General features: G+C 51.2%; 25 protein-coding genes. 16 read left to right on the forward strand and 9 right to left on the reverse strand.

The window, feature by feature from the left end; genetic code table 11:
• Positions 1–107 precede the first annotated feature (107 nt).
• From GK091_RS11680 to GK091_RS11720, 9 genes are all read left to right on the forward strand, one after another.
• Complete coding sequence (locus tag GK091_RS11680) at positions 108–893, forward strand: tRNA1(Val) (adenine(37)-N6)-methyltransferase (RefSeq protein ID WP_164040747.1); 786 nt, start codon at positions 108–110, stop codon at positions 891–893.
• 84 nt (positions 894–977) lie between these two features.
• Positions 978–1,970, forward strand: a complete 993-nt coding sequence (locus GK091_RS11685) for a glycosyltransferase family 2 protein (protein ID WP_164037742.1) — start codon at positions 978–980, stop codon at positions 1,968–1,970.
• Between the two features lie 201 nt (positions 1,971–2,171).
• The gene (locus GK091_RS11690) at positions 2,172–2,783 is read left to right on the forward strand and encodes an inorganic pyrophosphatase (protein WP_164037745.1); all 612 of its coding nucleotides are present in this window, start codon (positions 2,172–2,174) and stop codon (positions 2,781–2,783) included.
• Between the two features lie 228 nt (positions 2,784–3,011).
• Entirely contained in the window at positions 3,012–4,784 is a 1,773-nt protein-coding gene (gene sppA, locus GK091_RS11695; protein ID WP_164037747.1) for a signal peptide peptidase SppA, read from the forward strand.
• A gap of 90 nt (positions 4,785–4,874) precedes the next feature.
• Positions 4,875–6,104: a helix-turn-helix transcriptional regulator gene (locus GK091_RS11700; protein WP_164037750.1), complete on the forward strand. Its 1,230-nt coding sequence runs from the start codon at positions 4,875–4,877 to the stop codon at positions 6,102–6,104.
• A 71-nt stretch (positions 6,105–6,175) separates the two neighbouring features.
• The gene (locus tag GK091_RS11705) at positions 6,176–7,381 is read left to right on the forward strand and encodes an acyltransferase family protein (protein ID WP_164037753.1); all 1,206 of its coding nucleotides are present in this window, start codon (positions 6,176–6,178) and stop codon (positions 7,379–7,381) included.
• Between the two features lie 113 nt (positions 7,382–7,494).
• Positions 7,495–8,511: a biotin synthase BioB gene (gene bioB, locus GK091_RS11710; protein WP_164037757.1), complete on the forward strand. Its 1,017-nt coding sequence runs from the start codon at positions 7,495–7,497 to the stop codon at positions 8,509–8,511.
• 160 nt (positions 8,512–8,671) lie between these two features.
• Positions 8,672–9,154, forward strand: coding sequence for a hypothetical protein (locus GK091_RS11715; protein WP_164037760.1), 483 nt, complete (start codon positions 8,672–8,674; stop codon positions 9,152–9,154).
• Positions 9,155–9,355: 201 nt separating this feature from the next.
• A complete protein-coding gene (locus GK091_RS11720; RefSeq protein ID WP_246202212.1) occupies positions 9,356–10,030 on the forward strand; it encodes a M48 family metallopeptidase in 675 nt (224 codons plus the stop codon).
• Positions 10,031–10,132: 102 nt separating this feature from the next.
• On the opposite strand, the gene GK091_RS11725 is transcribed toward GK091_RS11720, so the two are convergent.
• Entirely contained in the window at positions 10,133–10,873 is a 741-nt protein-coding gene (locus tag GK091_RS11725) for a hypothetical protein (RefSeq protein ID WP_164037763.1), read from the reverse strand.
• Positions 10,874–11,085: 212 nt separating this feature from the next.
• Between GK091_RS11725 and GK091_RS11730 the strand changes: the two genes are divergently transcribed.
• Positions 11,086–11,868, forward strand: a complete 783-nt coding sequence (locus GK091_RS11730) for a UDP-2,3-diacylglucosamine diphosphatase (RefSeq protein ID WP_164037766.1) — start codon at positions 11,086–11,088, stop codon at positions 11,866–11,868.
• Positions 11,869–11,917: 49 nt separating this feature from the next.
• Here the strand turns inward: GK091_RS11730 and GK091_RS11735 are convergent, their stop codons facing one another.
• Entirely contained in the window at positions 11,918–12,643 is a 726-nt protein-coding gene (locus GK091_RS11735) for a carboxypeptidase-like regulatory domain-containing protein (RefSeq protein WP_164037769.1), read from the reverse strand.
• A gap of 535 nt (positions 12,644–13,178) precedes the next feature.
• Between GK091_RS11735 and GK091_RS11740 the strand changes: the two genes are divergently transcribed.
• The gene (locus tag GK091_RS11740) at positions 13,179–13,400 is read left to right on the forward strand and encodes a hypothetical protein (RefSeq protein ID WP_164037772.1); all 222 of its coding nucleotides are present in this window, start codon (positions 13,179–13,181) and stop codon (positions 13,398–13,400) included.
• Between the two features lie 97 nt (positions 13,401–13,497).
• Here the strand turns inward: GK091_RS11740 and GK091_RS11745 are convergent, their stop codons facing one another.
• From GK091_RS11745 to GK091_RS11755, 3 genes are all read right to left on the reverse strand, one after another.
• The gene (locus GK091_RS11745) at positions 13,498–14,331 is read right to left on the reverse strand and encodes a phosphatidate cytidylyltransferase (protein ID WP_164037776.1); all 834 of its coding nucleotides are present in this window, start codon (positions 14,329–14,331) and stop codon (positions 13,498–13,500) included.
• On the reverse strand, positions 14,312–14,530 hold the full coding sequence (locus GK091_RS11750) for a putative signal transducing protein (RefSeq protein WP_164037780.1): 219 nt from the start codon (positions 14,528–14,530) through the stop codon (positions 14,312–14,314). Before GK091_RS11750 ends, GK091_RS11745 begins: the two co-directional genes overlap by 20 nt.
• A gap of 73 nt (positions 14,531–14,603) precedes the next feature.
• The gene (locus GK091_RS11755; RefSeq protein ID WP_394351866.1) at positions 14,604–15,554 is read right to left on the reverse strand and encodes a CPBP family intramembrane glutamic endopeptidase; all 951 of its coding nucleotides are present in this window, start codon (positions 15,552–15,554) and stop codon (positions 14,604–14,606) included.
• A gap of 314 nt (positions 15,555–15,868) precedes the next feature.
• Here GK091_RS11755 and dusB point away from each other — a divergent pair, with 314 nt between their 5' ends.
• On the forward strand, positions 15,869–16,858 hold the full coding sequence (dusB, locus tag GK091_RS11760; RefSeq protein ID WP_164037783.1) for a tRNA dihydrouridine synthase DusB: 990 nt from the start codon (positions 15,869–15,871) through the stop codon (positions 16,856–16,858).
• A 147-nt stretch (positions 16,859–17,005) separates the two neighbouring features.
• On the opposite strand, the gene GK091_RS11765 is transcribed toward dusB, so the two are convergent.
• Positions 17,006–18,061: a methyltransferase gene (locus GK091_RS11765; protein WP_164037785.1), complete on the reverse strand. Its 1,056-nt coding sequence runs from the start codon at positions 18,059–18,061 to the stop codon at positions 17,006–17,008.
• 190 nt (positions 18,062–18,251) lie between these two features.
• Here GK091_RS11765 and GK091_RS11770 point away from each other — a divergent pair, with 190 nt between their 5' ends.
• The 4 genes from GK091_RS11770 (at position 18,252) to frr (ending at position 21,268) form a co-directional block, all read left to right on the forward strand.
• Positions 18,252–19,169 (forward strand): DMT family transporter, encoded by a 918-nt coding sequence (locus GK091_RS11770; RefSeq protein WP_164037788.1) that lies wholly within the window; start codon positions 18,252–18,254, stop codon positions 19,167–19,169.
• Between the two features lie 89 nt (positions 19,170–19,258).
• A complete protein-coding gene (locus GK091_RS11775) occupies positions 19,259–19,753 on the forward strand; it encodes a biotin/lipoyl-containing protein (protein WP_164037789.1) in 495 nt (164 codons plus the stop codon).
• Positions 19,754–19,876: 123 nt separating this feature from the next.
• A complete protein-coding gene (pyrH, locus tag GK091_RS11780; RefSeq protein ID WP_164037792.1) occupies positions 19,877–20,617 on the forward strand; it encodes a UMP kinase in 741 nt (246 codons plus the stop codon).
• Between the two features lie 90 nt (positions 20,618–20,707).
• A complete protein-coding gene (frr, locus tag GK091_RS11785) occupies positions 20,708–21,268 on the forward strand; it encodes a ribosome recycling factor (RefSeq protein WP_164037795.1) in 561 nt (186 codons plus the stop codon).
• Positions 21,269–21,411: 143 nt separating this feature from the next.
• Here frr and GK091_RS11790 read toward each other — a convergent pair whose 3' ends face one another.
• The 3 genes from GK091_RS11790 to GK091_RS11800 all read right to left on the reverse strand — a co-directional run bounded on the left by GK091_RS11790 (position 21,412) and on the right by GK091_RS11800 (position 23,239).
• Complete coding sequence (locus GK091_RS11790) at positions 21,412–21,810, reverse strand: hypothetical protein (protein ID WP_164037798.1); 399 nt, start codon at positions 21,808–21,810, stop codon at positions 21,412–21,414.
• 108 nt (positions 21,811–21,918) lie between these two features.
• Positions 21,919–22,536: a DinB family protein gene (locus GK091_RS11795; RefSeq protein ID WP_164037801.1), complete on the reverse strand. Its 618-nt coding sequence runs from the start codon at positions 22,534–22,536 to the stop codon at positions 21,919–21,921.
• Between the two features lie 124 nt (positions 22,537–22,660).
• On the reverse strand, positions 22,661–23,239 hold the full coding sequence (locus GK091_RS11800; RefSeq protein WP_164037803.1) for a Crp/Fnr family transcriptional regulator: 579 nt from the start codon (positions 23,237–23,239) through the stop codon (positions 22,661–22,663).
• Positions 23,240–23,280 lie beyond the last annotated feature (41 nt).

Raw genomic sequence — 23,280 nt, forward strand, 5'->3', positions numbered from 1 at the left:
AAACCGCTCAGGCGGCCCTGCGGGATTTATGGGATTTCGTTGACCGACTATGATTTTGTTTTCGCTTCTTTGACGCGTTTCATTTACACAAAATCAAAATCAGTTCGATAAATTTCACAAATACAGCAGGGCCGCCTGAGCTGTTCAGACAAAAATACCGGTTCATGTTTTCGTTCAAGCAATTCACTATTCGTCAGGATCGTGCGGCTATGAAGGTCTGTACGGACGCGTGTGTGTTGGGTGCCTATGCCGACGTAGCTAATGCCGGTTTTACTGCGACAACGGAGCCGGGAATGCGTATCCTCGATATTGGTACGGGAACGGGACTACTAGCTTTGATGGCCGTCCAGCGCAATCCGCACGCGTTGGTCGATGCGGTCGAAGTTGACGATGCCGCGTTTGAGCAAGCGGTTGACAATGTAGCAGCCAGCCCATTTGCCGCGCGTATCCGGGTTGTGCACCAGCGAATACAGGATTTTACCAGTACCGGGGTGCTGTATGATCGGATTTTAACGAATCCGCCTTTCTATACCAACCACCTTCGCTCACCCGATTCGGCATTGAACCGAGCACTGCATACGGATGACCTGCCCTTTTTGGAATTGGTCGAGGCTGTAAACCGATTGCTGAAACCCGAAGGACAATGGTGGGTGTTGTTGCCGCCCCCCGAAACCGGCAAATTAACCGAACTAGCCGGAAAAGCAGGCCTTCGCCCGTTCCACCAGCTGGCGCTCAGACACCACGCTCACAAGCCCGTATTTCGGCTGATAACCGGTTTTTCATTCAAATCCACTAGTCTGGTGAACGAGACGCTGGACATTCACGATGCGGATGGACGAGCGTACACGGCTGCATTCCGAAGCCTTCTCCGCGATTTTTACCTAATATTCTAAATACCTTTGTGAACTTCATGACGGATTGGCGCACTTTGCGGTCAAACTTACGTTCATGAGTAAAGAACAAACGGTTCGAATTAAATGACTGAATTGCTTCAATTGACCGTTCTGATTCCGCTCTATAACGAAGACGAGTCGTTGCCCGAACTACACGACTGGATTGTGCGGGTCGTAACGGAACACCACTACACCTACGAAATACTGTTCGTTGACGACGGCAGCACCGACGAGTCGTGGGCGGTCGTTGAACGACTGGCCAGTGTCAATCCGAACGTCCGGGGGGTTCGGTTCAATCGGAATTACGGCAAAACAGCCGCCTTGCAAACGGGGTTTCAGGCCGCTCGTGGCCAAATCGTCATTACGATGGACGCCGATTTACAGGACAGTCCCGACGAAATTCCGGAACTGTACCGGATGATCGTTGAGGAGAAATACGACCTGGTGTCGGGCTGGAAACAGAAACGGTTCGATCCGATCACCAAGACATTACCGACGAAATTGTTCAACTCGGTTTCCCGCTGGATTTCGGGGGTGCAGCTCCACGACTTCAATTGTGGGCTGAAAGCGTATAAGCAAAAAGTGGTGAAGACAATCGCGCCAACGTTGTATGGCGACATGCACCGCAACCTGCCGATCGTAGCAAACTGGAACGGGTATAGCCGAATCGGGGAGAAAGTCGTACAGCACCAAGCCCGTAAATACGGGACGACCAAGTTTGGGCTCGAACGCTTTGTCAACGGCTTTCTGGATGTGCTCGTTATCGCCTTCGTGCACCGGTTCAGCAAACGACCCATGCATTTTTTCGGCACATTCGGGACGCTCTCCTTCTTCGTCGGAACGGTGCTGGCCCTGTGGCTGATTGTCGAAAAACTCATCAACATTGCGCAGGGGGTAAAATTCAGGAACGCTACCGATAATCCGCTGTTTTATTTCGGTCTGGTCGCCATCATTCTCGGTGTTCAACTCTTCCTGGCGGGTTTTCTGGGCGAGATGCTGGTTCGTCAATCGCTCAACAGATCGGGTGACCATCAGGTGGCTGAGCGGGTAGGCTTCGTTGATCGTGTATCCGTTTAAAAGGAAAACCAGAGTCATTCATTTTCTCTGCGTATTTTTGTCATAACGAGGTACATTCCGCTCCATTTTGTCACGCTGGCTGGCGATAAACGACACGAAATGGGCGGATTATTTGTTTTAGTAACTCAACAAACATTGATTATTCCAGTTTTTTCTTTAAATCGTATGCAAGCATTTTCCGAGCCGACACAAGTAGACACTATGGCAAAAACTCCTTCCAAAGCTCACCCCTGGCACGGTATCTCACCGGGCGATAAAGCCCCCCACATTATCACTGCCTTTATCGAAATCGTACCGACCGATACGGTTAAATACGAAATCGACAAAGAGACCGGTTACCTGAAAATCGACCGCCCGCAGCAGTACTCCAATATTATTCCGGCTCTGTACGGATTTGTTCCCCGGACGTTCTGTGGTGATGGCATCGCCAAGTTAGCGTCTGAGCGGTCGGGCCGTGTCATTGAACTGGGCGATGGTGACCCGCTGGATATCTGCGTGCTGACCGAGCGCGAGATTACCCACGGCGACATTCTGTTGCAGGCGATCCCCATTGGTGGATTCCGGTTGATCGATAAGGGCGAAGCGGATGACAAAATTATTGCCGTACTGAAAGGTGATTCTATGTACGGCCAGTACAACGATCTTAGCGAACTGCCGATTGCTGTCGTTAAGCGGTTACAACACTACTTCTTAACCTACAAAAATTTGCCGGACGAGCCTGCCGTTATGGAACTGGCCAGCGTCTACGGTCGTGAAGAGGCACTGGAAGTGATCCAGACGTCTATGGAAGATTACGCAAATATGCCTGCCTAAAAGCAGGTGATCGGGTAAAACGGCAACTGGGTAATTGGGGTAACTGGGCTCGTACCAACCACCCTGATTACCCAGTTGCCGTTTTTTTTTGACCAGCGGCTTCTCTCATTTGCCCCACCGACCATTTATCCGTCGGATTGCGCACTCAACATTTTTCTGCAACAAAGGCAACAATGGCGCGTAAATTTGTTTAGTATGTGTAGCAACACACAACCCAATCATTAATTCATGCGACAGTTTCTTAAGTATGTTTTGGCCACTATTGTTGGCCTATTACTGTTTTCGTTCGTCGGCTTTCTGCTGTTGATCGGGCTAAGCGCGGCCTTGTCGTCATCGGCTGATCAGAAAGTTGAGGTGAAGGAAAATTCAGTGCTTAAAATAGATCTAGACAAACCCATTGAAGAGCGTAGTGCCGATAATCCATTCAACGGCTTTGGGCCGTTCAGTTCATCGGGTGACGCCATTGGTCTGATTGAGCTGAAGCAGACGCTGAAAGAAGCGAAAGAAGATGATAATATAAAGGGAATTTATCTGCAAACAGAGAACCCAAGCGCAGGCTGGGCGTCTGTCGAGGAAATTCGTAATGCGCTGATCGACTTCAAACAATCGAAGAAATTCGTGTACGCCTACGCTGAAACGATGAGTGAAAAAGGCTACTACATCGCGTCGATAGCCGATAAAATTTACCTGAATCCCGCTGGTGATCTGGAATGGAATGGTCTGGATGCCGAACTGTCTTTTTACAAAGGAACGCTCGACAAATTGGGTATCAAGCCCGAAATTTTCCGGGTAGGGGAGTTCAAGAGTGCGGTTGAGCCCTTCATTCGAGAAGACATGAGCGAGCCCAACAAACGGCAGGTTACGTCCTTCATCAACTCGATCAATGACCACATGCTCGTTCGGGTGGCGCAGAGCCGGGGTTTGCGCGTAGACTCGCTGAAACGCTACGCCGATAAACTGGTGATTCAGAAACCCGCCGATGCGCTCCGCACGAAACTCGTTACCAATGTCGGGTATCAGGACGAGCTGGAAAGCGTGATTCGTAAACAGTTGGGTGTCGAGGAGAAAAAGAAAATCAACTATGTATCGCTGGGTAAGTACGAGCGTAGCGAATCGACCGACACAAACACCGAAGGAACCGGTAGCAACCGGATCGCCGTAATTGTGGCATCGGGCGATATTCATACGGGCAAGGGTGAAACGAACAGCATCGGTTCGGAAACTATCGTCGAGGAGATTCGCAAAGCGCGTCTGGACGATAAGGTTAAAGCGATTGTCCTGCGCGTGAACTCGGGTGGTGGTAGTGCGCTGGCGTCGGATGTGATGTATCGGGAGGTGCAACTGGCCCGCAAGGCAAAACCTGTCATCGGCTCTATGTCTGATTACGCAGCTTCGGGTGGCTATTACATGCTTATGGGCTGCAATAAGATCGTAGCGCAACCGAATACCATCACGGGTTCTATCGGCGTCTTCTCACTGCTGTTCAACACCGAGACGTTCTTCAAGGACAAACTTGGCGTTACCTACGACCGCGTTAAATCGAACGAAAACGCGGACTTTCCAGCAGTTACGCACGAAATGACCCCGTTCCAGAAGCAAACGCTTCAACGGGCAACCGAGCGGATCTACGCCGACTTCACCAGCAAGGCCGCTGCCGGCAGAAAACTGCCCGTCGATAGCCTGCGGGCGATTGCTGGTGGGCGCGTCTGGACGGGAACGCAGGGTAAAGCCATCGGTCTGGTCGATCAGCTGGGCGGTCTGGAAGAGGCCATCAAACTGGCCGCTCAATCCGCTAAATTGAAAGACGGCGACTATAAACTAAAGTACCAGCCTCGTAAGAAGCCATTTTTCGAACAAGTGATGAGTTCGTTCGGTGGCGACGAAGAGACGAAAATTCAGGCGCAGCTCGGTGAACTGGCTCCCTACGTGAAGTACCTGAAAAAACTAAAAACAATGGAAGGTGTCCAGATGCGGCTGCCTTTCGAGATGACAATTCATTAAGTCGGTTTGGTTTGCACCCCGTCAGACCGGTGAGGTTTTCAATAACCTTACCGGTCTTTTTTTTACCTTGCATGAAGCAACGCCGTTTTAATGCAGACGCTTCCTATTCACCTCGATCTGTTTGCGCTCATCATATTTCTGGGGGTAGCGCAGGGTATTTTTCTGGGCGTGTTCTTCCTGACCGGTGAACGGGTGCGGAGTGTAGCTAATCAGTGCCAGGGCTGGTTCACGCTGGCATTGGCTGCCGTGAGTGGCGAAATATTCCTGAATTACAGCAATTACACCTTTCGATTGCTGTGGGCAGTTGATTTTTCGGAGCCGCTCAATTTTATAATGGCCCCCCTGTTTTACTTCTTCATCTACAGTCGAATCCGGGGACGGTTGCCCCAACGCTGGCTATGGCACCTGATTCCTTTTGGCATCTGGTTAGTCAATGCTGTCACCTGGATTTATCAGCCTATCGCGTTCAAGTACAATTCCTACATAAACTCTCAGCATCCGGAGTTGCCGTTTATACCCGCTGGCCACTACATGGAGGAAGATTTTACAGAACTGCGCCACTATATCAACGAGATGACGCTGCTTAGCTGTCTCATTTATGCTATTCTCGCTCTGCTTGTTATCCGAAAGGCTACCCGCTACGACAGCGAACTGAAATCGTCGCCTAAACTGAAACCGTTGCGCTACCTAAGCTGGTTATTCGCGCTGGTACCCATACTGATTGTGATCGTGAAGCTTCAGTTTCAACGTGACGTGGGCGATTATTTGCTGGCAACGTATATCGCGGCAACAATCTACGCGACGAGTTTTCTGGTCATGCGCGGCTCCGATTTCTTCCGCAACGAATCACCGAAGGAGTTACCCTCTGTTCCTCCGGTCAGGGAAACCGAGTGGCCCGTTGAGCCAAAAAAGAAATACGAAAAATCGGCCTTGTCGGACGAAGTAGAAGAGGCTGTGCTGGCCAAGCTGGCCCGATTGCTCGAAGTCGGTAAACCATATCTGGAAAGTGATCTGTCGTTGCCTAAACTAGCCAGCCAACTCGACACATCGCCACACAACCTGTCGCAACTGCTGAACGATCGGCTTGGGCAAACCTTCTTCGACTGGCTGGCAACCCATCGCATCGCCGAAGCCCGGAAGCTGTTGAACGACCCAGCGACAGCCACGTTGAAAATCGATGAGATTGCCGAACGGGTCGGTTACAATTCACCATCGGCGTTTCATACCGCCTTCAAGCGACTTACGAACCAGACGCCCGCTCAATTTCGGGAGTCGGCAGGGGCTTTATCGGCTTCGTCCCGGTCGGCGCGAACTTCATAAGTATCGGGAGATAGGGCATCCGGCCCGTTGATCCACCAATTTTGAGCCATCGAATCAAACCATGCATTCAGATGGCTTCTCTCCAAAAATCAACGCAAATCGCATTTTCCGCTGGCGAAAACAGCGCATCCTCGGCCTCGTTCCGACGCTACGACCTCGACTGGTTACGCATCATTGCCATTCTAACGCTCCTGTTCTACCACACGGGCATGATCTACGTGTCGTGGGGCTGGCATATCAAAAGCGCCGAGCACAGCGCCGTTATGGAACAAGTTATGCGCTGGTTTCACCGCTGGCGAATGCCTCTTTTGTTTTTCATATCGGGTGCGGGTACGTTTTTCGCCCTGCGTAGGCGCTCGTTCTGGTCCTACGCAGGTGAGCGCGTCAAGCGGCTGTTCGTGCCCCTGGTGTTCGGCATGTTTGTGATCGTTCCTCCGCAGATTTACATCGAATGGCTTTTTCGAAACCGTTTTTCAGGTACGTACGCTGAATTCTATCCTGAAGTGTTCAACTTTCAGTCGTACCATGATGGCGGTACGGGTGGCGCGTTCAGTTGGCATCATCTGTGGTTCGTAGCGTACCTGTTCCTGTATTCGCTGCTAAGTATTCCCGTGTTTATGTGGCTTCAACGTGACAGTGGGCAGCGATTTACGGATCGGATCGGGCGAATCATGGCCAAACCCGGTGGTGCCATGTGGCTGGGAATCGTAGTGATTGTTGCCAGCCAGCTACTTCTCAAACCGTATTTTCCGGAAGAAACGCACGCACTGGTCAATGACTGGGCCTATTTCGTGAAAAACCTGTTGCTGTTCTGGCTGGGCTACGTGCTGATCAGCCGACCCGCGTTCTGGCAAATCCTGACCGACCAACGGCGGATTTTACTGACTGCCACGTTGATCTGCACCGTATTGATGTACGCTACCAGTGCTGTTTATGATCTGGAGGGGCCGGATATTCTGGCCTGGGAAATTTTCTACCTGATCGATACGGATTGCCTGACCTGGTTCTCGGTGCTGACGACGGTGGCGTATAGTTACCGGTATCTGAACGTGAGCCGACCGGTTCTGCCGCGCCTGAATGAAGCGGTTTATCCTTTCTATATCCTGCATCAGACCGTAATTGTGCTTATCGGCTACTATGTTTTAACGAGAACAACACTGGGCGTTTACGACGGTTTTCTGGTAGTAAGTTTTTCATCATTAGCCGTTTGCGTTGCGGTCTACCTGCTTCTAATCCGCCCGTTCAAGCTAATCAGGATCGTGTTCGGATTGAAATAAACGCGTCTGGTATTGATTTACCAGCATTGGTTTACGATTTTTGACAAACAGAACCCATCACAGAGCGGGTAGCTCATGCCGTAATGAGGGTTCCTGGTCAACATTAAAACCGAATGTTTATGCTTCGCACTGATTGGACCCGCGCTGAAATCGCCGACATATACAACTCACCCGTACTTGACCTGATGTACCGGGCCGCTACCGTACACCGCCAGCACCACGACCCGCAGGAGGTTCAGGTCTGCACGCTGTTATCGGTGAAGACCGGTGGTTGCCCCGAAGATTGTGCCTATTGCCCGCAGGCTGCCCGCTACCACACAGCCGTGAAGGTGCATAAGCTCATGGAAGTGGACGAGGTGCTGACGGCTGCGCAACGGGCTAAAGATACCGGTAGTACTCGCTTTTGTATGGGCGCTGCCTGGCGTGAAGTTCGCGACAACCGCGATTTCGATAAAGTGCTTGAAATGGTTGAGGGCGTCAACGATATGGGACTGGAGGTGTGCTGCACACTTGGTATGCTGACCGAAAGCCAGGCGCAAAAGCTCAAAGACGCCGGTTTGTACGCCTACAACCACAACCTCGACACGAGCGAAGAATACTACGGCGATATCATCAGTACCCGCACCTACGATGATCGGCTGGATACGCTGGGTCATGCCCGTAAAGCGGGGATCTCGGTCTGTTCGGGTGGTATCATCGGCATGGGAGAATCGGATCAGGATCGCATCGGTATGTTACACACACTGGCTACACTGCCGCAGCATCCCGAATCGGTGCCGGTAAATGCACTGGTGCCCGTAGAAGGGACTCCGCTGGAAGATCAGCCTCGTGTGTCGGTTTGGGAAATGATTCGGATGATTGCTACCGCCCGGATCATCATGCCGAAGGCGATGGTACGACTGTCGGCGGGTCGTGTTCGGATGAATACCGAAGAACAGGCGCTGTGTTTTCTGGCCGGGGCGAATTCAATTTTTGCGGGTGATAAACTGCTGACAACGCCAAACCCGGACGGCGATCAGGATCAGCAACTGTTCCAGACGTTGAACATTCGTCCGAGAAAGGCATTCAAGGACGGTGATCGGGAGCGCCCATCGGTTGTTTTTGAACAAATTCCGCTTGCCGTACACTGAGCTGACGGGCTATTGTTAACGAATTACAGCCTCAAAATGGCGTACTGCGCACCGTAGTACGCCATTTTTTTAGGCGATGGCAAAGAAATCGCGGCTTGACCTGTACGATTTTTGGCTATGGAATCGTTGGTCAGAAAAAGGGCCTATGATTTCTGTACGGATGAATCGCTTTCTTGCTGCACTGCTGTTAAGCGGCCAATTGGGCCTCCATGCGTGTCAATCGACGACCGACATTGTACTGCCAAGCGGAGCGACGACAGTTAATCAAAAAGTTACCGTTTCAGACTGGATTGCAATTGACGCCAATTCCTGGTCAACTAGTCCGAAAGCTCCGCAAATGCACGTGGCCGGATTTGTCGATAGCTCCGTGACGAACGCCGTTGTTGAAAATGGACTGGTCGTTGCATTTTATCGCCGGTCCGCCGACGATACTGTTTCACCATTACCCATTGCCATTGGCAATCAGGCCATTTCGTTCACGTACTACGCGATGAATGATAAGGGAATCGTTAGCTTTCAGCAAAAAGCAGGTCAAACCGTCGACGGTGAATACCGATGGATCGTTGTTCCAAAAGAGGCTGCCAAGCACGTTGACTGGACCAATTACGAGGCTGTGAAGCAGGAATTGGAACTGAGCGAGTAGAAAATAGGCCAACTTTCGTCCCCTTGCCGTTAAACTTTTTTACCCGTTCCTGAGTCAATAGAGAAAATCTACTGCTCATAAGTAGGGCAGTAGCTACCTAAACTGACTCTACGTATGATGAGTAGACTAAGCTTGCTTCTTATTGCATTTTGTTCACCAATGCTGTTGTTTGCTCAAGGAGCTGGGTTAGCTCAGGCAGCTATGGATTATTTTAATTCAGCCACGTTGACCGATGCGCAGGTGGCCGAATACTCCCGGCAGGCGGTGCAGCAGATGGACCAAAAAAATCCGGTGGCCGCGCCAAATGACCCCTACACACAACGCCTGAACCGGATCGTGAGCCGACATCGTACGGTTAGCGGATTGCCTATTAATTACAAAGTGTATAAAGTGCCCGACGTCAACGCTTTTGCCACGGCTGACGGAAGCGTTCGCGTGTTCAAGGGGTTGATGGACATCATGAGCGACAACGAACTGCTGGCCATTATGGGGCACGAAATTGGTCACGTTATCAATCATGACTCGCGTGACGCTATGAAAAGTGCCCTGCGCCGTTCAGCTGTTCGTAATGTAGCCGCTTCGCAATCGGGCCTGATCGGGAAAGTATCCCGGTCGCAATTGGGTGGTCTGGCGGATTATATGCTGGGCGCGTCGTTCAGTCGTCGTCAGGAAAGCGAAGCGGATGATTACAGCTATGACTTTATGAAACGCAATGGTTATAACGTCATGGCGCTGGCTACGTCGTTCGAGAAACTGGCGAAGCAGAGCGGTGGTGGCGGAGGCAGCGTTACGCAGATTTTGTCGACCCACCCCGATAGCAAGGCGCGTGCTCAGCGGGTGCGTGACCGCGCCCGTCGTGATGGCCTGGCTCGGTAGTGGATTGATTCCTTGGCAAAAACGCTGAATGGGTACGTAAGGTGTTTGGTGACAACCAATTACCCTACGTACCCATTCAGCGCTTTTGCCTATCCCGGTTAATTACAGTCGGCGGGCGTATTCTTTTGCTACAATTTTCTCGATCAATACATCAGCCAATTCCTGAGCATGTTCTTTACGAACTTCAGCCTTGTCTTTAGTCTCAACGGTTACGTTGATGATGTGGTTGTTGTAGAGCACGTGCAACGTGCCTTCAGCAGGCTCCCAAACGGCTTTGTCGCCAACACCTTTTACCGCATCGAAATGAGTAGTGCTCACGGCTGGTTTGGTCAACGGCATAGCGCCAGTACTGTCGCCCTGAATTTCTTTCGACGGTTCGCTTTTGGCTGCTGTTTCGTGTTCTGATGGTTCAGCGGTTTCAGTGCCGGCAGGCATAGGTACGCTTGGCGCGGGCTTTGCCGCTGCTTCGCTGTGGCCTGCTTTACCCTGATACATCTTGTCAAACATATACTCCGCCGTGTAAATCGATTCAAACGGTTTAACTCCGCCGAACGAAAGGGCGATCTTGTTGCCACCCCATTCAAATTCGCAGCCGTTGTGCTCATCGGCTTCCTTCAGCTCGGTTTCTTCACTAATCGAAAAGGCGCCCCGCATATACGCTTCATCAAGAATATTGCAGGGTTTATCGTAGTCGCCGTAGACGCTGAGGGTGTTGACGCCTACCACTTGTTTCGCCAGGAAAGGGCTGGCGGTTCCTGCTGCGTCGCTGATGCTGTCAGAATCAGAAGTGCCACAGGCAAAACAAAGTACAGGAAAAGCAAGAATCAGTGATTTGAGTTTCATAAGTTATTCTAAGAAAGCTTAAAAGTACTAGTTTCTTAAATACCATCGAACGAAGCCAGATGTTTTAGTCGACGCATAATTTGATAAGTTCGGCTTTACGGGTCGTTTTTGCTATATAGCTTAGTCATTTCGATCGCGAAAGCAGTAAGGAATGGGCGAGTGAAGGGCTTTCGGTATTCATTCCGTAGTTTTGTGGTCGAATTACCGTATTCATGTCTGCTATCGAAACCATTCCGCTTGCCACTGGCCGTAAGGCTTACTTTGCTTCTGATTTTCATTTAGGTGCTCCCGACGCTGTCCGTAGCCGACAGCGGGAACAACAGATCGTGCAGTGGCTGGATACCATCAGGCCCAATGCCGAGGTGATTTTCCTAGTTGGTGATCTGTTCGACTTCTGGTTCGAATACAAAAAGACCATTCCCAAAGGGTTTATCCGATTACAGGGGAAACTGGCTGAACTGACCGATGCTGGGATGCGCATCGAGATTTTTACGGGCAACCACGATATGTGGATGAGCGATTATTTTACGCAGGAAATGGGTATTCCTGTCTACCGAAACCCCCGCACGTATGAGATAGGCACCAAACGGTTTCTGATCGGTCATGGCGATGGGCTTGGTCCCGGCGACGAGACGTACAAGAAGCTCAAAGTGGTCTTCGAGCACCGTCTGGCCAGGGGGCTATTTAGCTGGCTTCATCCCGATATCGGTATTCAGATTGCCAACGCCTGGTCGAAACAGAGCCGGCTGAGTCATTACAACCACGATGATACGGTGTTCAACGGTCCCGAAACCGAATGGCTGTTTCAATACAGCCGATCCATCGAAAGCCAGCAACACCATGACTACTACGTGTTTGGCCACCGCCACATTCCGCTCAATCTGGAAGTGACGCCAACCAGTCGCTATGTCAACCTGGGTGAATGGGTATCGGCTAAAACCTATGGCGTATTCGACGGGTCTGAATTGACCCTGAAAACGTGGGGAGTTCAATAACGGACGGGCCGGACTAGAGGGTCAATAGACACCCGCAGCTGTTCACTTTCTAATTCTGTTGTAGCAGATCTTTGCGGGATACGTTTTCGCGGGGCGCTTTGTTAAGTTCGCTGCGCCATTCTTTGTTCTTTAGATCGCCCCGCTTGACCGATCGGATGAAATTAGCCCACGCGAATGGATTGGTAAAGGAGAAGGTCGGCGTCTGGCTGCGTCCAATAACCGATTCGCGGCCAAAGAACTGCTGGTTCACGAAATTCTGGTGATTGGCCAGTGCGCCCATCGGCATCGTAGCCGCCTGCCGCATAATCGCTTCCGGGCTAACATTTTTTGCCAGATTTTCCCGCTCTTTTTCGTCGGGAAGTTTCAGGTTAACGAACGCGTCTTTGAACAAATCTTCGGTTGCGTACGGATACACTTTCACCTCGGCCAGCGTTTTGACATCTTCCTGAAGGGCTACAACCGCCGAGTAGGTTAATTCGGTGAGCCGGGCGGGAATGATGTGATACTGCGTTCGGAAGCCGACGTAGCTAAAAATAATACTGTCTCCGGGAAATACAGGCAACGCAAAATAACCATTCGGCGCTGATAACACACCACGTCCGGCTTTCGGGATGTAGATGTACGCGCCCGGTAGTGGCTCATTGGTTTTACCACCGGTCAGGAAGCCGGTAAATGTAATCTGACGGTCTTGCCCCTGCGCGAACGTGGTTGTAAATAAACCCGACAGTAAGAGTAGGCTCAAGCCCAGTAGTATATGTTTTAGCGATTGCTTCATGCTTTACCGAAACGCTGGATCGTGGCAGGTTAGTAGACTGTTCCGTCAGAAAACCTGTTGGTTGATGGGCCAACATCCAAGGTCTTTTTAACGTAAACTATACAAAATAACGAATGATTTATTAATTGGCAGTGCGCACGTGAATAATTTAAGAAAAGTTAGGGTTTCGGCTTTCCATTATAGTCGCCATTTTAGTCAGTTTTTACCCATCAGGGGTTTAACTGACTAAACTCGATCAGATAATCGAGGGATTCTATTCACAAAAAACTGCGACGATTACTTTCACCCCGAAAAGCACGATCAGGACCACTTTTTACCCATACGTACATCAGAACGGTGCTATACCTGAGCACTGCATCCCAAACAAATTGCCGGATCTGATCCAATCCTAAACCTACTGAGAGTAACAACGAACGGATTTTATCGCACGCAACTCGCTCAGCACAAAATGGATACCTTTGTTAGTACTTAGTAAGCATCAGTTGCGCTTTTATTTACTTGAGCCCGAGGAAAACCAGACGTTACGGAATGTCGTATGTACCGCGAACTTACCATGTGCATACATGAAATGAACAGTACCGGATTTAGTTATAATGGTTTTTTGATTCGGCCCAGAACCGTACTGGGCGAAACCAGCGATCGGATCGCTTTTGAGATTGTGAATAGCGACGGGCAGATTCTGGGAACCTACGGCAGTGCGGAGCGGGCAAAGAAACTAATCGATCGAAACGGAACGCGGTGGCTAAAACAGCGGTAAGCCACCGCGTTCCGTTGATAGTCCGTAAGATGAATTAGCCCACAGCGATTTATCGATCAGTGCGCCCATGGGCGAGACGATTGTTCTGCTCGCCAGCTCAGGCGAACAATTTCAGGAAGGTGATAATGAAGGGGGCCGCCAGTAGAAGTCCATCGAAGCGGTCGAGAAAGCCACCGTGGCCTGGGATACTCGTACCGGAATCCTTGATGGCGATGCTCCGCTTGAACAGGGATTCGACCAGATCGCCGTAGGTTCCCGTAACGACGATAATACCGCCCACGCAATACCATTGCCAGGGGCGTAGCTCAGGCGCATAAACGGCCAGGCCAAGCGCAATCAGCGCAGCGGCTGCCGCTCCACCTAGTGCCCCTTCCCACGATTTCTTAGGAGATACCCGTTCGAACAGCTTACGTCGGCCAAAATAGGTTCCGGCAAAATAAGCACCGATGTCGCTGGCCCACAGCAGCAGCAGGCATCCCGTAATAATCATAGGGTGAAAACTACCACCCCGCAATGCCAGAATGATAAGCAGGGCAAACGGCATGGCTACGTAGATGATTCCCAGAAAGGTGAAACCGATGTTGGTAAATGGCTTCATGTCCCGCTTTTTGTAGAGCTTGATCAGAAAGATCATCGAAGACGCCGGGCAGATCAGAAAGTAATGGCCGGTACTAATCTGGTCTGTTTCGACGAAATAGGCCAGGACACACACCATGCAGCCCACCAGCGTTCCGTAAGCCGTGAGCGGTTCAAACCCATCCAGACCCAGCAGGCGGTAAAATTCGCGCTGTGTGAGCGCACTGATGACACAAAATAGCAGCGCGAATGTCCAGTCGGCGTACCAAATCATGAAAATAATAAAAGGAACCCCCAAAACAGCGGCAACAACTCGCTGTTGCAGGTTCGTCATTTTAGCTAAACGTTGCTTCATTCTCCAGAATTACTTTGGCCAGGATGGCATCTTTTGCCAATACATGAACTTCACTTTTCCCCCATCCGATTGTCGGATAACTGCTACTCTGTTTGTTAATAACCACCGCCGGAATATCATGTTCGCTCAGCAGGGCTTTGGCTAACTCGGCCCGGTGGGGAAGTGGGGTTGTATAAATAGACTCCCAGGATTCTGTCATTGGTTAGCTAGCTGAGTTCGTTTGTTGGATAAATGAATATGTCAATTGACGGCAGATGATTGGTCGTACTGGGTTAGCTGATTTGCCTGCTCCGGTTTATCTGTCTGAAATAATACAACAGGCCGATGGTAACGACCCCCGACAGCAACGCACCCAGCACGGGTACGGATTCGGTGCTTTCAATATCCATCGCTACGAGTTTACGCTGGTAGAGATAAACCATGAAAACCGTAAATCCATTATTGACGAAGTGGGCCAGAATCGGTACCCACAGATTGCCGGACCAGACGTAGAGGTAACCAAACAAAGCCCCCAGGAACATACGTGGGAAAAAACCAAGAAACTGAACGTGAATCGCGCTGAACAAGGCAGCCGCCAGCCAAACGCCAACATGACTATTGCCCGTCCAGATGATCAGGTTTCGCTGGAGAACACCCCGAAAGAGCGTTTCTTCGCCGATGGCCGGAATGATGGCAATCACCAGTAAGGCAATCACCAGTTGTAAGCCTGTATTGAATGTTGTCAGGTATTTGGTAACCCCTTCCAGATCTTTTTCTTTGTCGCGCGCCCACTGTTCGAGCGGGGCAAGGGTTTGGGGCAGATGAATGCCCTGATTCCACTCGATAATGAGTCCGTCAAACGGCATAAAAGCCACGACGATGAGTGCAATCAAGCCAACACCCGCCACTGAGTTCATCGGTCGTGGACTGAACTGGTTCCAGGTCCGGCGTTCAATGGTGTACCAGTACAAAAGTGACGGGATGAAAAACGTGCCGAGGTGATTAACGGCCTGCAACAACATGAGTTCGTACCAGGCATTAGGGTAGGCAGCCGGATGGGCCGCTAATTCGAGCAGGTAAGCCTGGGCTTCCGATGCGCCCATTCCGTTGACGGCCATCAGCAGACCGAACAACACAAGCGTGCTGAAAACGCCCCCCAGCAGGACAAAACCGACCAGCATGGTCAACCCGCCAAGCGTAGGTGGCCGTGATGACGCGTGATCAGACGTATAAATTGGTTGCATAGTCCCGGTAAAATTAGTCAATAGCAACCGATCTTCTGCTAGAAAGGTACTGACGAATCTGTTGATGAATCATGACGGTTGAAAATAGCCTGTTGGGCCCAACAGGCCGCAAGGTACGATAAAAACAAACCCTGACGGACCTGAAACCGGGGGGATCGTAGTTTTTCTGTTCCTTCCCCATCTGGAGCGGTGACCGGTCTCGCGGCTACCCACTGACTACTGCTTGTAGACTGGCTCTGCCTTTACAACGGTGCGGAACCAAACGAGCCTGTAAATCGTACGTTGACTAGTATAAAACTTAACTTATTGCCTGCGTGGTAACCATTGGCAACATACAACTACCCGATTTTCCGCTGCTGCTGGCTCCGATGGAGGATGTCAGCGATCCGCCTTTTCGGGCTGTCTGCAAAGCAAACGGAGCGGATCTGATGTACACGGAGTTTATTTCGTCGGAAGGACTGATTCGTGATGCCGCTAAGAGCGTCCAGAAACTGGATATTTTCGAGTACGAGCGACCCATTGGTATTCAGCTTTTCGGTTCTGACGTAGAAACGATGGGCACCTGCGCTGAAATTGCGTCTCGTGCCAATCCTGACCTGATCGACATCAATTACGGCTGCCCCGTGAAGAATGTGGCCTGCCGGGGAGCGGGTGCCGCCCTGTTACAGGATATTCCGAAAATGGTGCGGATGACGGAAGCCGTTGTCAAAGCGACCCATCTGCCCGTAACGGTAAAAACCCGTCTTGGCTGGGACGATAGCACAAAAAATGTGGGCGAAGTAGCCGAACGGTTGCAGGATATCGGCATCAAAGCCCTGACGGTTCATGGCCGGACGCGCGTACAGATGTATAAAGGTGATGCCGACTGGACGCTCATTGGTCGCATCAAAGAAAACTCCCGGATTCAGATTCCAATTTTCGGAAATGGTGATATCGATTCGCCGGAGAAAGCGCTGGAGTACAAGAATCGGTACGGTGTCGATGGCGTTATGATTGGCCGGGCCAGCATTGGTCATCCCTGGATTTTCGACGAGATCAAGCATTTCGTCCGAACGGGCGAACACCGAACTGCCCCAACGGTAGCCGACCGCGTGGCCGTTTGCCGACAGCATCTTGATTTCTCGATTCGCTGGAAAGGGGAGATCGTTGGCCTGTTCGAAATGCGTCGCCACTACGCCAATTACTTTAAAGGACTGCCCGATTTTAAACCGTACCGGTCGCGACTGGTCACGACGGATTCGTACGCTGAACTGGCTGATATTCTGAGTGAGATTCAGGAAAACTACGTTCCCGAACTGGTTTAAGCTAGTTAGTTTTCCCTCAGAGTTCACAAAGAACACAGAGGTTCCATGCTGTTGACCTCTGTTTCTTTGTAAGCGCGGGAAGGAGCCCGCGAAGCTAAAAGCTGATCTGTAATTTCTGTTACTGCGAATCGAGGGCTTCTGCCCACGCTACAGCGCCGGTTTACGCGCCCAGATCAGGCCATAGTCCATTTGGGTCGGTATGTTCTCGGTGGTGGGTTCCAGCCCGGCTTCTACGAACCAGCGTCTGTATTCGGCGCGGCTGTACGCTCGCCCTTTAGTCCCCCAGAATAATTGAGCCGAATAATCGGTAACGGCCAGTGGACCATCCAGTGTGTCGTTCAGAAACGCGTCGTGGACCCAGAGTTCACCGCCCGGACGCAGGGATGCGGCAAACCGATTCGCCAGCATCTGACAGGTCGGCGTGGGCCAGTCATGAAAAAGACTCGCTGCCAGTAATAGATCGGTTTGAGGAAGCGCATCGGTTAGCATATCCCCCGGCAAAAACGTTACCCGGTCGCGGAGCGTCGCTGCACCCGCACGATCACTCTTGACTAATTCGTCCAGTAGTTCAGCCGCAACCGACAGTACCGCTGGCCGGTCGAGTATAGTAGCCGTCGACGATGGGTTTTTTAGTAGCCACTCGTACGTGTAAAAGCCCGTTCCTCCCGCCACATCCAGCAGATGTCCTTCCCGTCTGGACAGGTTAGCCGCTACGATTGGAGATAACCGGCGGGCACGACCTGATAAGCCGAGCGTAAGGCTCCGGGCTAGTTCCAGATCATCCATGGGTGACGGCCCTTCGCCTTCTTTGACGAACGAAATACCCTGCGACGCGTCGAGAGGGCCGTCGTTCTTGAGTCGATTGACCATCTCGATAACGCCAGCGTCGTCTTTTTCCAGACCCACATAGCCCGTCAAATTAGGCGTCTGTGCCTGAACCAGATAGCGACCAAGATCAGTGATCGCCAGCAGCCCGTCTGTGTAACTCAGCAAATCCATGGCGCATAAGGCAGGGAAAAGAACCATTGCCGGACGCTCCTGAAGCTGAATTCGTTCGCTCAACTGAGTTATCGACAAAGGACCGTCGCTTAGGTGGTCGAAAACGTGGAGGTGGTTAACGGCTGCAATGAGTAATCGTGAACCAAACATGGCCCGCAAATGGCGGGTAATTGGAGCCAGATCGGGCTGGTGATCGTTGAGCATTGTAGAGGTTGATTGACTGACCGATTTACGATCAGCGTGAACGCCAAAGATAACCCTTTCGGTTGTTTTTAGGGAAAAACAGCGTGGTATAGCCAGGTTAAGAGGAATTTGCCTGGTTAAACTGCCGAACTTACTGATAGTACAGGGCGTTCCGGTTAACGTTTACTTGCCCCATTCATATCAGTTGTCTATGACGCCAGCATCTACTCAGGAATCAGTTGTCATTCCCCAGAAACATCCGCTACTAGCCTGGATTTTACTGTTCGTTTTAGCGATGGTCTGGGGCAGTTCGTTTATTCTCATCAAGCGTAGTTTAGTGGCTTTTCCGCCAGAGCAGGTAGCGGCAGGGCGTATTTTCTTTGCGTTTCTTTTCTTCAGTCCATTTCTGGGAGTTCAGTCCCGGTCTGCGGAAATTCGGCAGTCGGTTCGTGCCCGTTGGGTGGCCCTGTTATGCGCCGGGTTGTTTGGCTTTCTGATTCCCGCTTTTCTGTTTGCCGAAGCCGGAGCGCACCTGAACAGTTCGCTGGCCGGAGCGCTGAACGCCCTCAGTCCGTTATTTACGCTACTGATCGGGGTCTTGTTCTTCGGCCGTGTTCTGCGCGTCTGGCAGGTAGTGGGCATACTGCTGGGGTTAAGTGGGTCTATTTTGCTGATCTTCTTCAGTGCCACCGGTTCGTTTGCCATTAATGGCTACGCGCTGTTGATCGTGCTGGCTACCCTGTGCTACGGGACGAACATCAACATCATTGGCCGGTATCTAAACCACATGCCCGCCCTGGTATCCACGGCGTGGTTGTTCGCCTGGATTGGGCCACTGGCTCTGTTGATCCTGCTGACGACCGATTTCTTTACCCGGCTAACGGCATCGACTTCGGCCTTTTCGCTGGCTACCCTTATTTGTCTGGGTGTTCTAGGGTCGGGCGTTATGTCGGTAATTTTCAACCGGATCATGCAATTGGCATCGCCGTTATTTGCCTCGTCGGTTACGTATCTGATGCCCGGCGTGGCCCTGCTCTGGGGCGTGTTGGATGGCGAGACGGTTTATGCCATGCAGTTTGCCGGAATGGGCATCTGTCTTTTGGGCATCTGGCTCATTAACAAAGCTTGACGCTTCGCAAATGCCGCTTATATTGCGACAAGGTTAGCGAGGTACACAATTGAGCGCTGCCCGTTAACCCGGCGAAACGAAGAAACCGCATGTATCAGGTAACCCATAACGACAAACCATTTACCATTGAATTTCCCGCGTCCGGACCCACCCTGAATGGCCAAGCGTTTGACTGGGATCTTGTAAACTTGTCGGACCGTACGTTTCATATTCTGCACCAGAATCGATCCTATACTGCTGAGGTGCTGGAAGTGAACCAGGCCGATAAAACCGTGCGGCTCAAACTAAACGGGCATGTGCACGAGGTTCAGGTAAAGGACCGGTTCGACCTGTTACTCGAAAAAATGGGCATGTCCAGCGTAGCTACGGCAAAAGTTAATGACCTGAAGGCGCCCATGCCCGGCCTGATCGTCGGTATTATGGTCAATCCCGGCGACACGGTCAATAAGGGCGACAGCCTGCTGATTCTGGAAGCCATGAAGATGGAGAACCTCCTGAAAGCCACTGGTGAAGGCACGATCAAAGCCATCCGGATCAATAAAGGCGATCGCGTGGAGAAAGGGCAGATACTGATTGAATTTTAAGTAAAAAGAAGGAAAAGCGGTGTACCAGCGGATAAAAGAAACCGTTGAAAGCCCGGTTCCCCGCGTAGCTTCTTTCCGGCTTGCGCCCTTTTTTTCTTATCTTTGCACGCAAAATAGCTCCTCATGACACCTTCGACGCACTATAAACGTATTCTGCTCAAACTGAGCGGAGAGGCATTGGCAGGCCCAAACGGGTACAATATCGACCCGAATGTGCTGGAAAAATACAGCCGCGAAATCAAGCAGGTAGTAGACATGGGCGTTCAGGTTGCCATTGTGATCGGTGGGGGTAATATCTTCCGGGGCGTGTCGGGTGAACGGTCTGGGATCGACCGCGTTCAGGGCGATTACATGGGTATGCTGGCAACGGTTATCAACGCCATGGCCATTCAGAGCTCGCTCGAAAAGCATGGCCTGTACACCCGCGTGATGTCGGCCATCAAAATGGAGCAGGTTTGCGAGCCGTATGTTCGTCGCCGGGCCGTACGCCACCTGGAGAAAAACCGGGTTGTCATCTTCGGCGCCGGAACGGGTAACCCGTATTTCACGACCGATTCAACGGCGGCTCTGCGGGCCATTGAGGTTGAAGCCGATGTCGTACTCAAAGGAACCAAAGTTGACGGCGTCTATACCGCTGATCCGATGAAGGATAAAACAGCCACCCGGTATACGACGATTACATTCGACGACGTTTACGAAAAGAAACTGAGCGTTATGGACCTCACGGCCTTCACGCTCTGCCAGGAAAATAACCTGCCGATTATCGTTTTCAATATGAATGAGACTGGCAGTCTGCTCCGGCTCGTTCAGGGCGAAGACATTGGCACCCTGATTACGGCCAAATTACCCGAAGAAACAGTATAAATTGGGCGATTTAGTTATTCTGTAGCTGAGTCGGTAAGTAATACGCTCGCGCCTGGTACTTACTAACTCAATCATTCAATCCGAACAAAAATGGAAGAGATCGAGCTATACCTCGACGATGCAAAAGATACGATGGAAAAAGCGCTCAAGCACTTAGCCATCGAATTGACCAAGATCCGCGCCGGAAAAGCGAACGCCGGGATGCTCGACGGCATACAGATCGAATATTACGGAATGCTGTCGCCGTTGCACACGGTAGCATCGGTCAATACCCCCGACGCCCGGACGATCGTTATCAAACCCTTCGAGAAAAAACTCATCGGAGAGGTTGAAAAGGCAATCCGCAACTCCAATCTTGGCCTGAATCCAAACAACGATGGCGAACAGATCCGGCTGAGCATTCCCCCGCTGACCGAAGAACGTCGTCGAGATCTGGTCAAAAAGGTGAAACAGGAAGTTGAAACGGCAAAAGTCAATGTCCGTAATATTCGCAAGGACACAAACGACGATATTCGCAAACTGGTGAAAGACGGCGTTTCGGAAGATGCCGTGAAGCAGGGTGAAGAGCGCGTTCAGCAATTGACCAACGCCTTTATCGCGCGAGTTGACGACGTATTTGTTGCTAAAGAAAAGGATATTCTGTCGGTATAAACCACAGATGAATAAGCTTTGTAAGCCGATTACCCCATTGGTAATCGGCTTATGCTTTTATAAGCTGGTTCAGAAGGAACGTTGTTGTTCTGATGCGCCAGGGTCGGCTTAGGCTAACTGCTCACGGCCAGCCCGGTGTTTTTTTATGATTCGAAGTCGCCAGGTAGCTCTGAATCAGTTTTTAACGTGACTTGCCGAATCAGCTTCGTTGTTCCGTTGGGCTCGTCGGGCCAGTTTTCGTAAATATAGGCCAGGTACACCGGTTTTTCCGAGACAAGAACCTGGTAAAATCCATCGAACAGGGCCGGATTGCAGACAATCTGAAAGTCGCTCCCGTCAAAGTTCGTACCGCCAACGTTTGTGGCTTTACCAATGCCATTCCATTTCTGAAACAAACTCGATTCCTGAAAAAATAATGTAGCGCGCACGCGAATGCCGTGCGAGAGGTCGGGACTAACGAGTTTTATCGTTCGGGTAAAGCTGGAAACGTTTTGGGTAACGAATACCTGGTAAGATTCGATCTGGAAGTTGCTGGCAGCCATGGTGTTTATGTTTGAAGACACCCAAATGTATTCAGGCAGCCAATTCGGTTGCTAAAGTCTTTAGCGAACGGCGAAACGCCTGTGAGTGGGCGCAAAAGTGAGTGTCGTTCAGCTGGCGTACGGCTCAGTAAGGGGCGTTGTTGTCGTGGGAATAACTAACGCTTTCAGAACGCGCTGCGCCTGCAACACATGCCGCTGCTCGTGAGCAATCAAAAAACGAAACGTATCACCCAGGCTCAGTTTGATCCAGCGGGCAATCGAAATGGGAATACGTGAACCGGCCAGATCAACCGCTTTCGCGCGATCAAGCAGCGTTTCTAACTGCGCCTGTTGCCGAAGAAATTCGTTCAGTACGTTTTGTGCATTTAGTTGATCAGCGGGGGTATGGTTTTTAACGGCTTTCGATTTAAGCCGGATACGCCCGTTAGCATCGGGGCGCATGGATGTGGCGAAATAGTTGCCGAGCCAGCTACTCGTAAAAACGGTCTTCGCTGCGAGGTTCGTGGCTTCGGCCGTTTGAATAGCGCGCTCCATCAGCGGCAGATAATATAGCCCATAACTATTGAGGTGGTCAAGGCATTGCGCGATACTCCACTGCGTGGGCATCGCTGACTCAAGCAATTGAGTATTCGATAAAGGACTGAACTCCTGCTCAACAATTCGCTGAATGTCCAGCACATCGTTCTGTAATTGAGTCAGTAAGGTTGTACTAGTAACGCGTGCCATAATCGGTCGATTTAGAACACAAACGTAGTGCGCCGATGGAGAAAAAATCTTGGTCTACACCAAGATTTTCGGACGTCTGTCAATAAACTATTGGAAGCAATAACAGCGAACACAGCCGGCTGATCTATAGCCGAACCGACTTCAATAGCTTGCTGAATGTGGTAGGGTCGATACCTAGGTACGAAGCCAGGTATTTCTGCGGAATCAGCTGTAATACGTGTGGGCTTCGGGTCAGGAGGATGCGGAATTTCTCTTCCGCCCCGCAGGTTGCCAGTTCGATCTGCCGTTCCAAAGCGCCCGATAGAGCCTGTGCCGTAGCCAGTCGGACCCAGCGCTCAAGGGCAGGGTAGGTGTCGAGCAACCGGGCAAAGTCGGGATACGAAATTCGGAGTAACTGGCTGGTCGTTAGGGTTTCGAGGTAGTAACGGGAGGGCTGCTGCAACTGAAATGAATCGACCACGCCCGAGAAAGTGCCGGTGTACGAAAACACCAGCGTTGTCTCCGCTAAGTCATCGCCCAGGTAAAAGGCCCGCTGAACGCCTTCCTCAACGAAATAAAGAAATTGCTCGATGTCGCCGGCACTGGTCAGTAGTGTTTTGCGCTTGTAACGGACAGGATGCCAGCAGTCGGCAAAGGCCGTCCATTCAGCGTCGGTCAGGGATACGGTTCGACAGACCGTTTTTTTTAGGGTGGATTTTTCCAAGGCTGTGTGAACTAGCGTAGTGAAACTACGAAAACTAGGGT

This window comes from Spirosoma agri (genome assembly GCF_010747415.1).
GTDB classification, from domain to species: Bacteria; Bacteroidota; Bacteroidia; order Cytophagales; family Spirosomataceae; genus Spirosoma; species Spirosoma agri.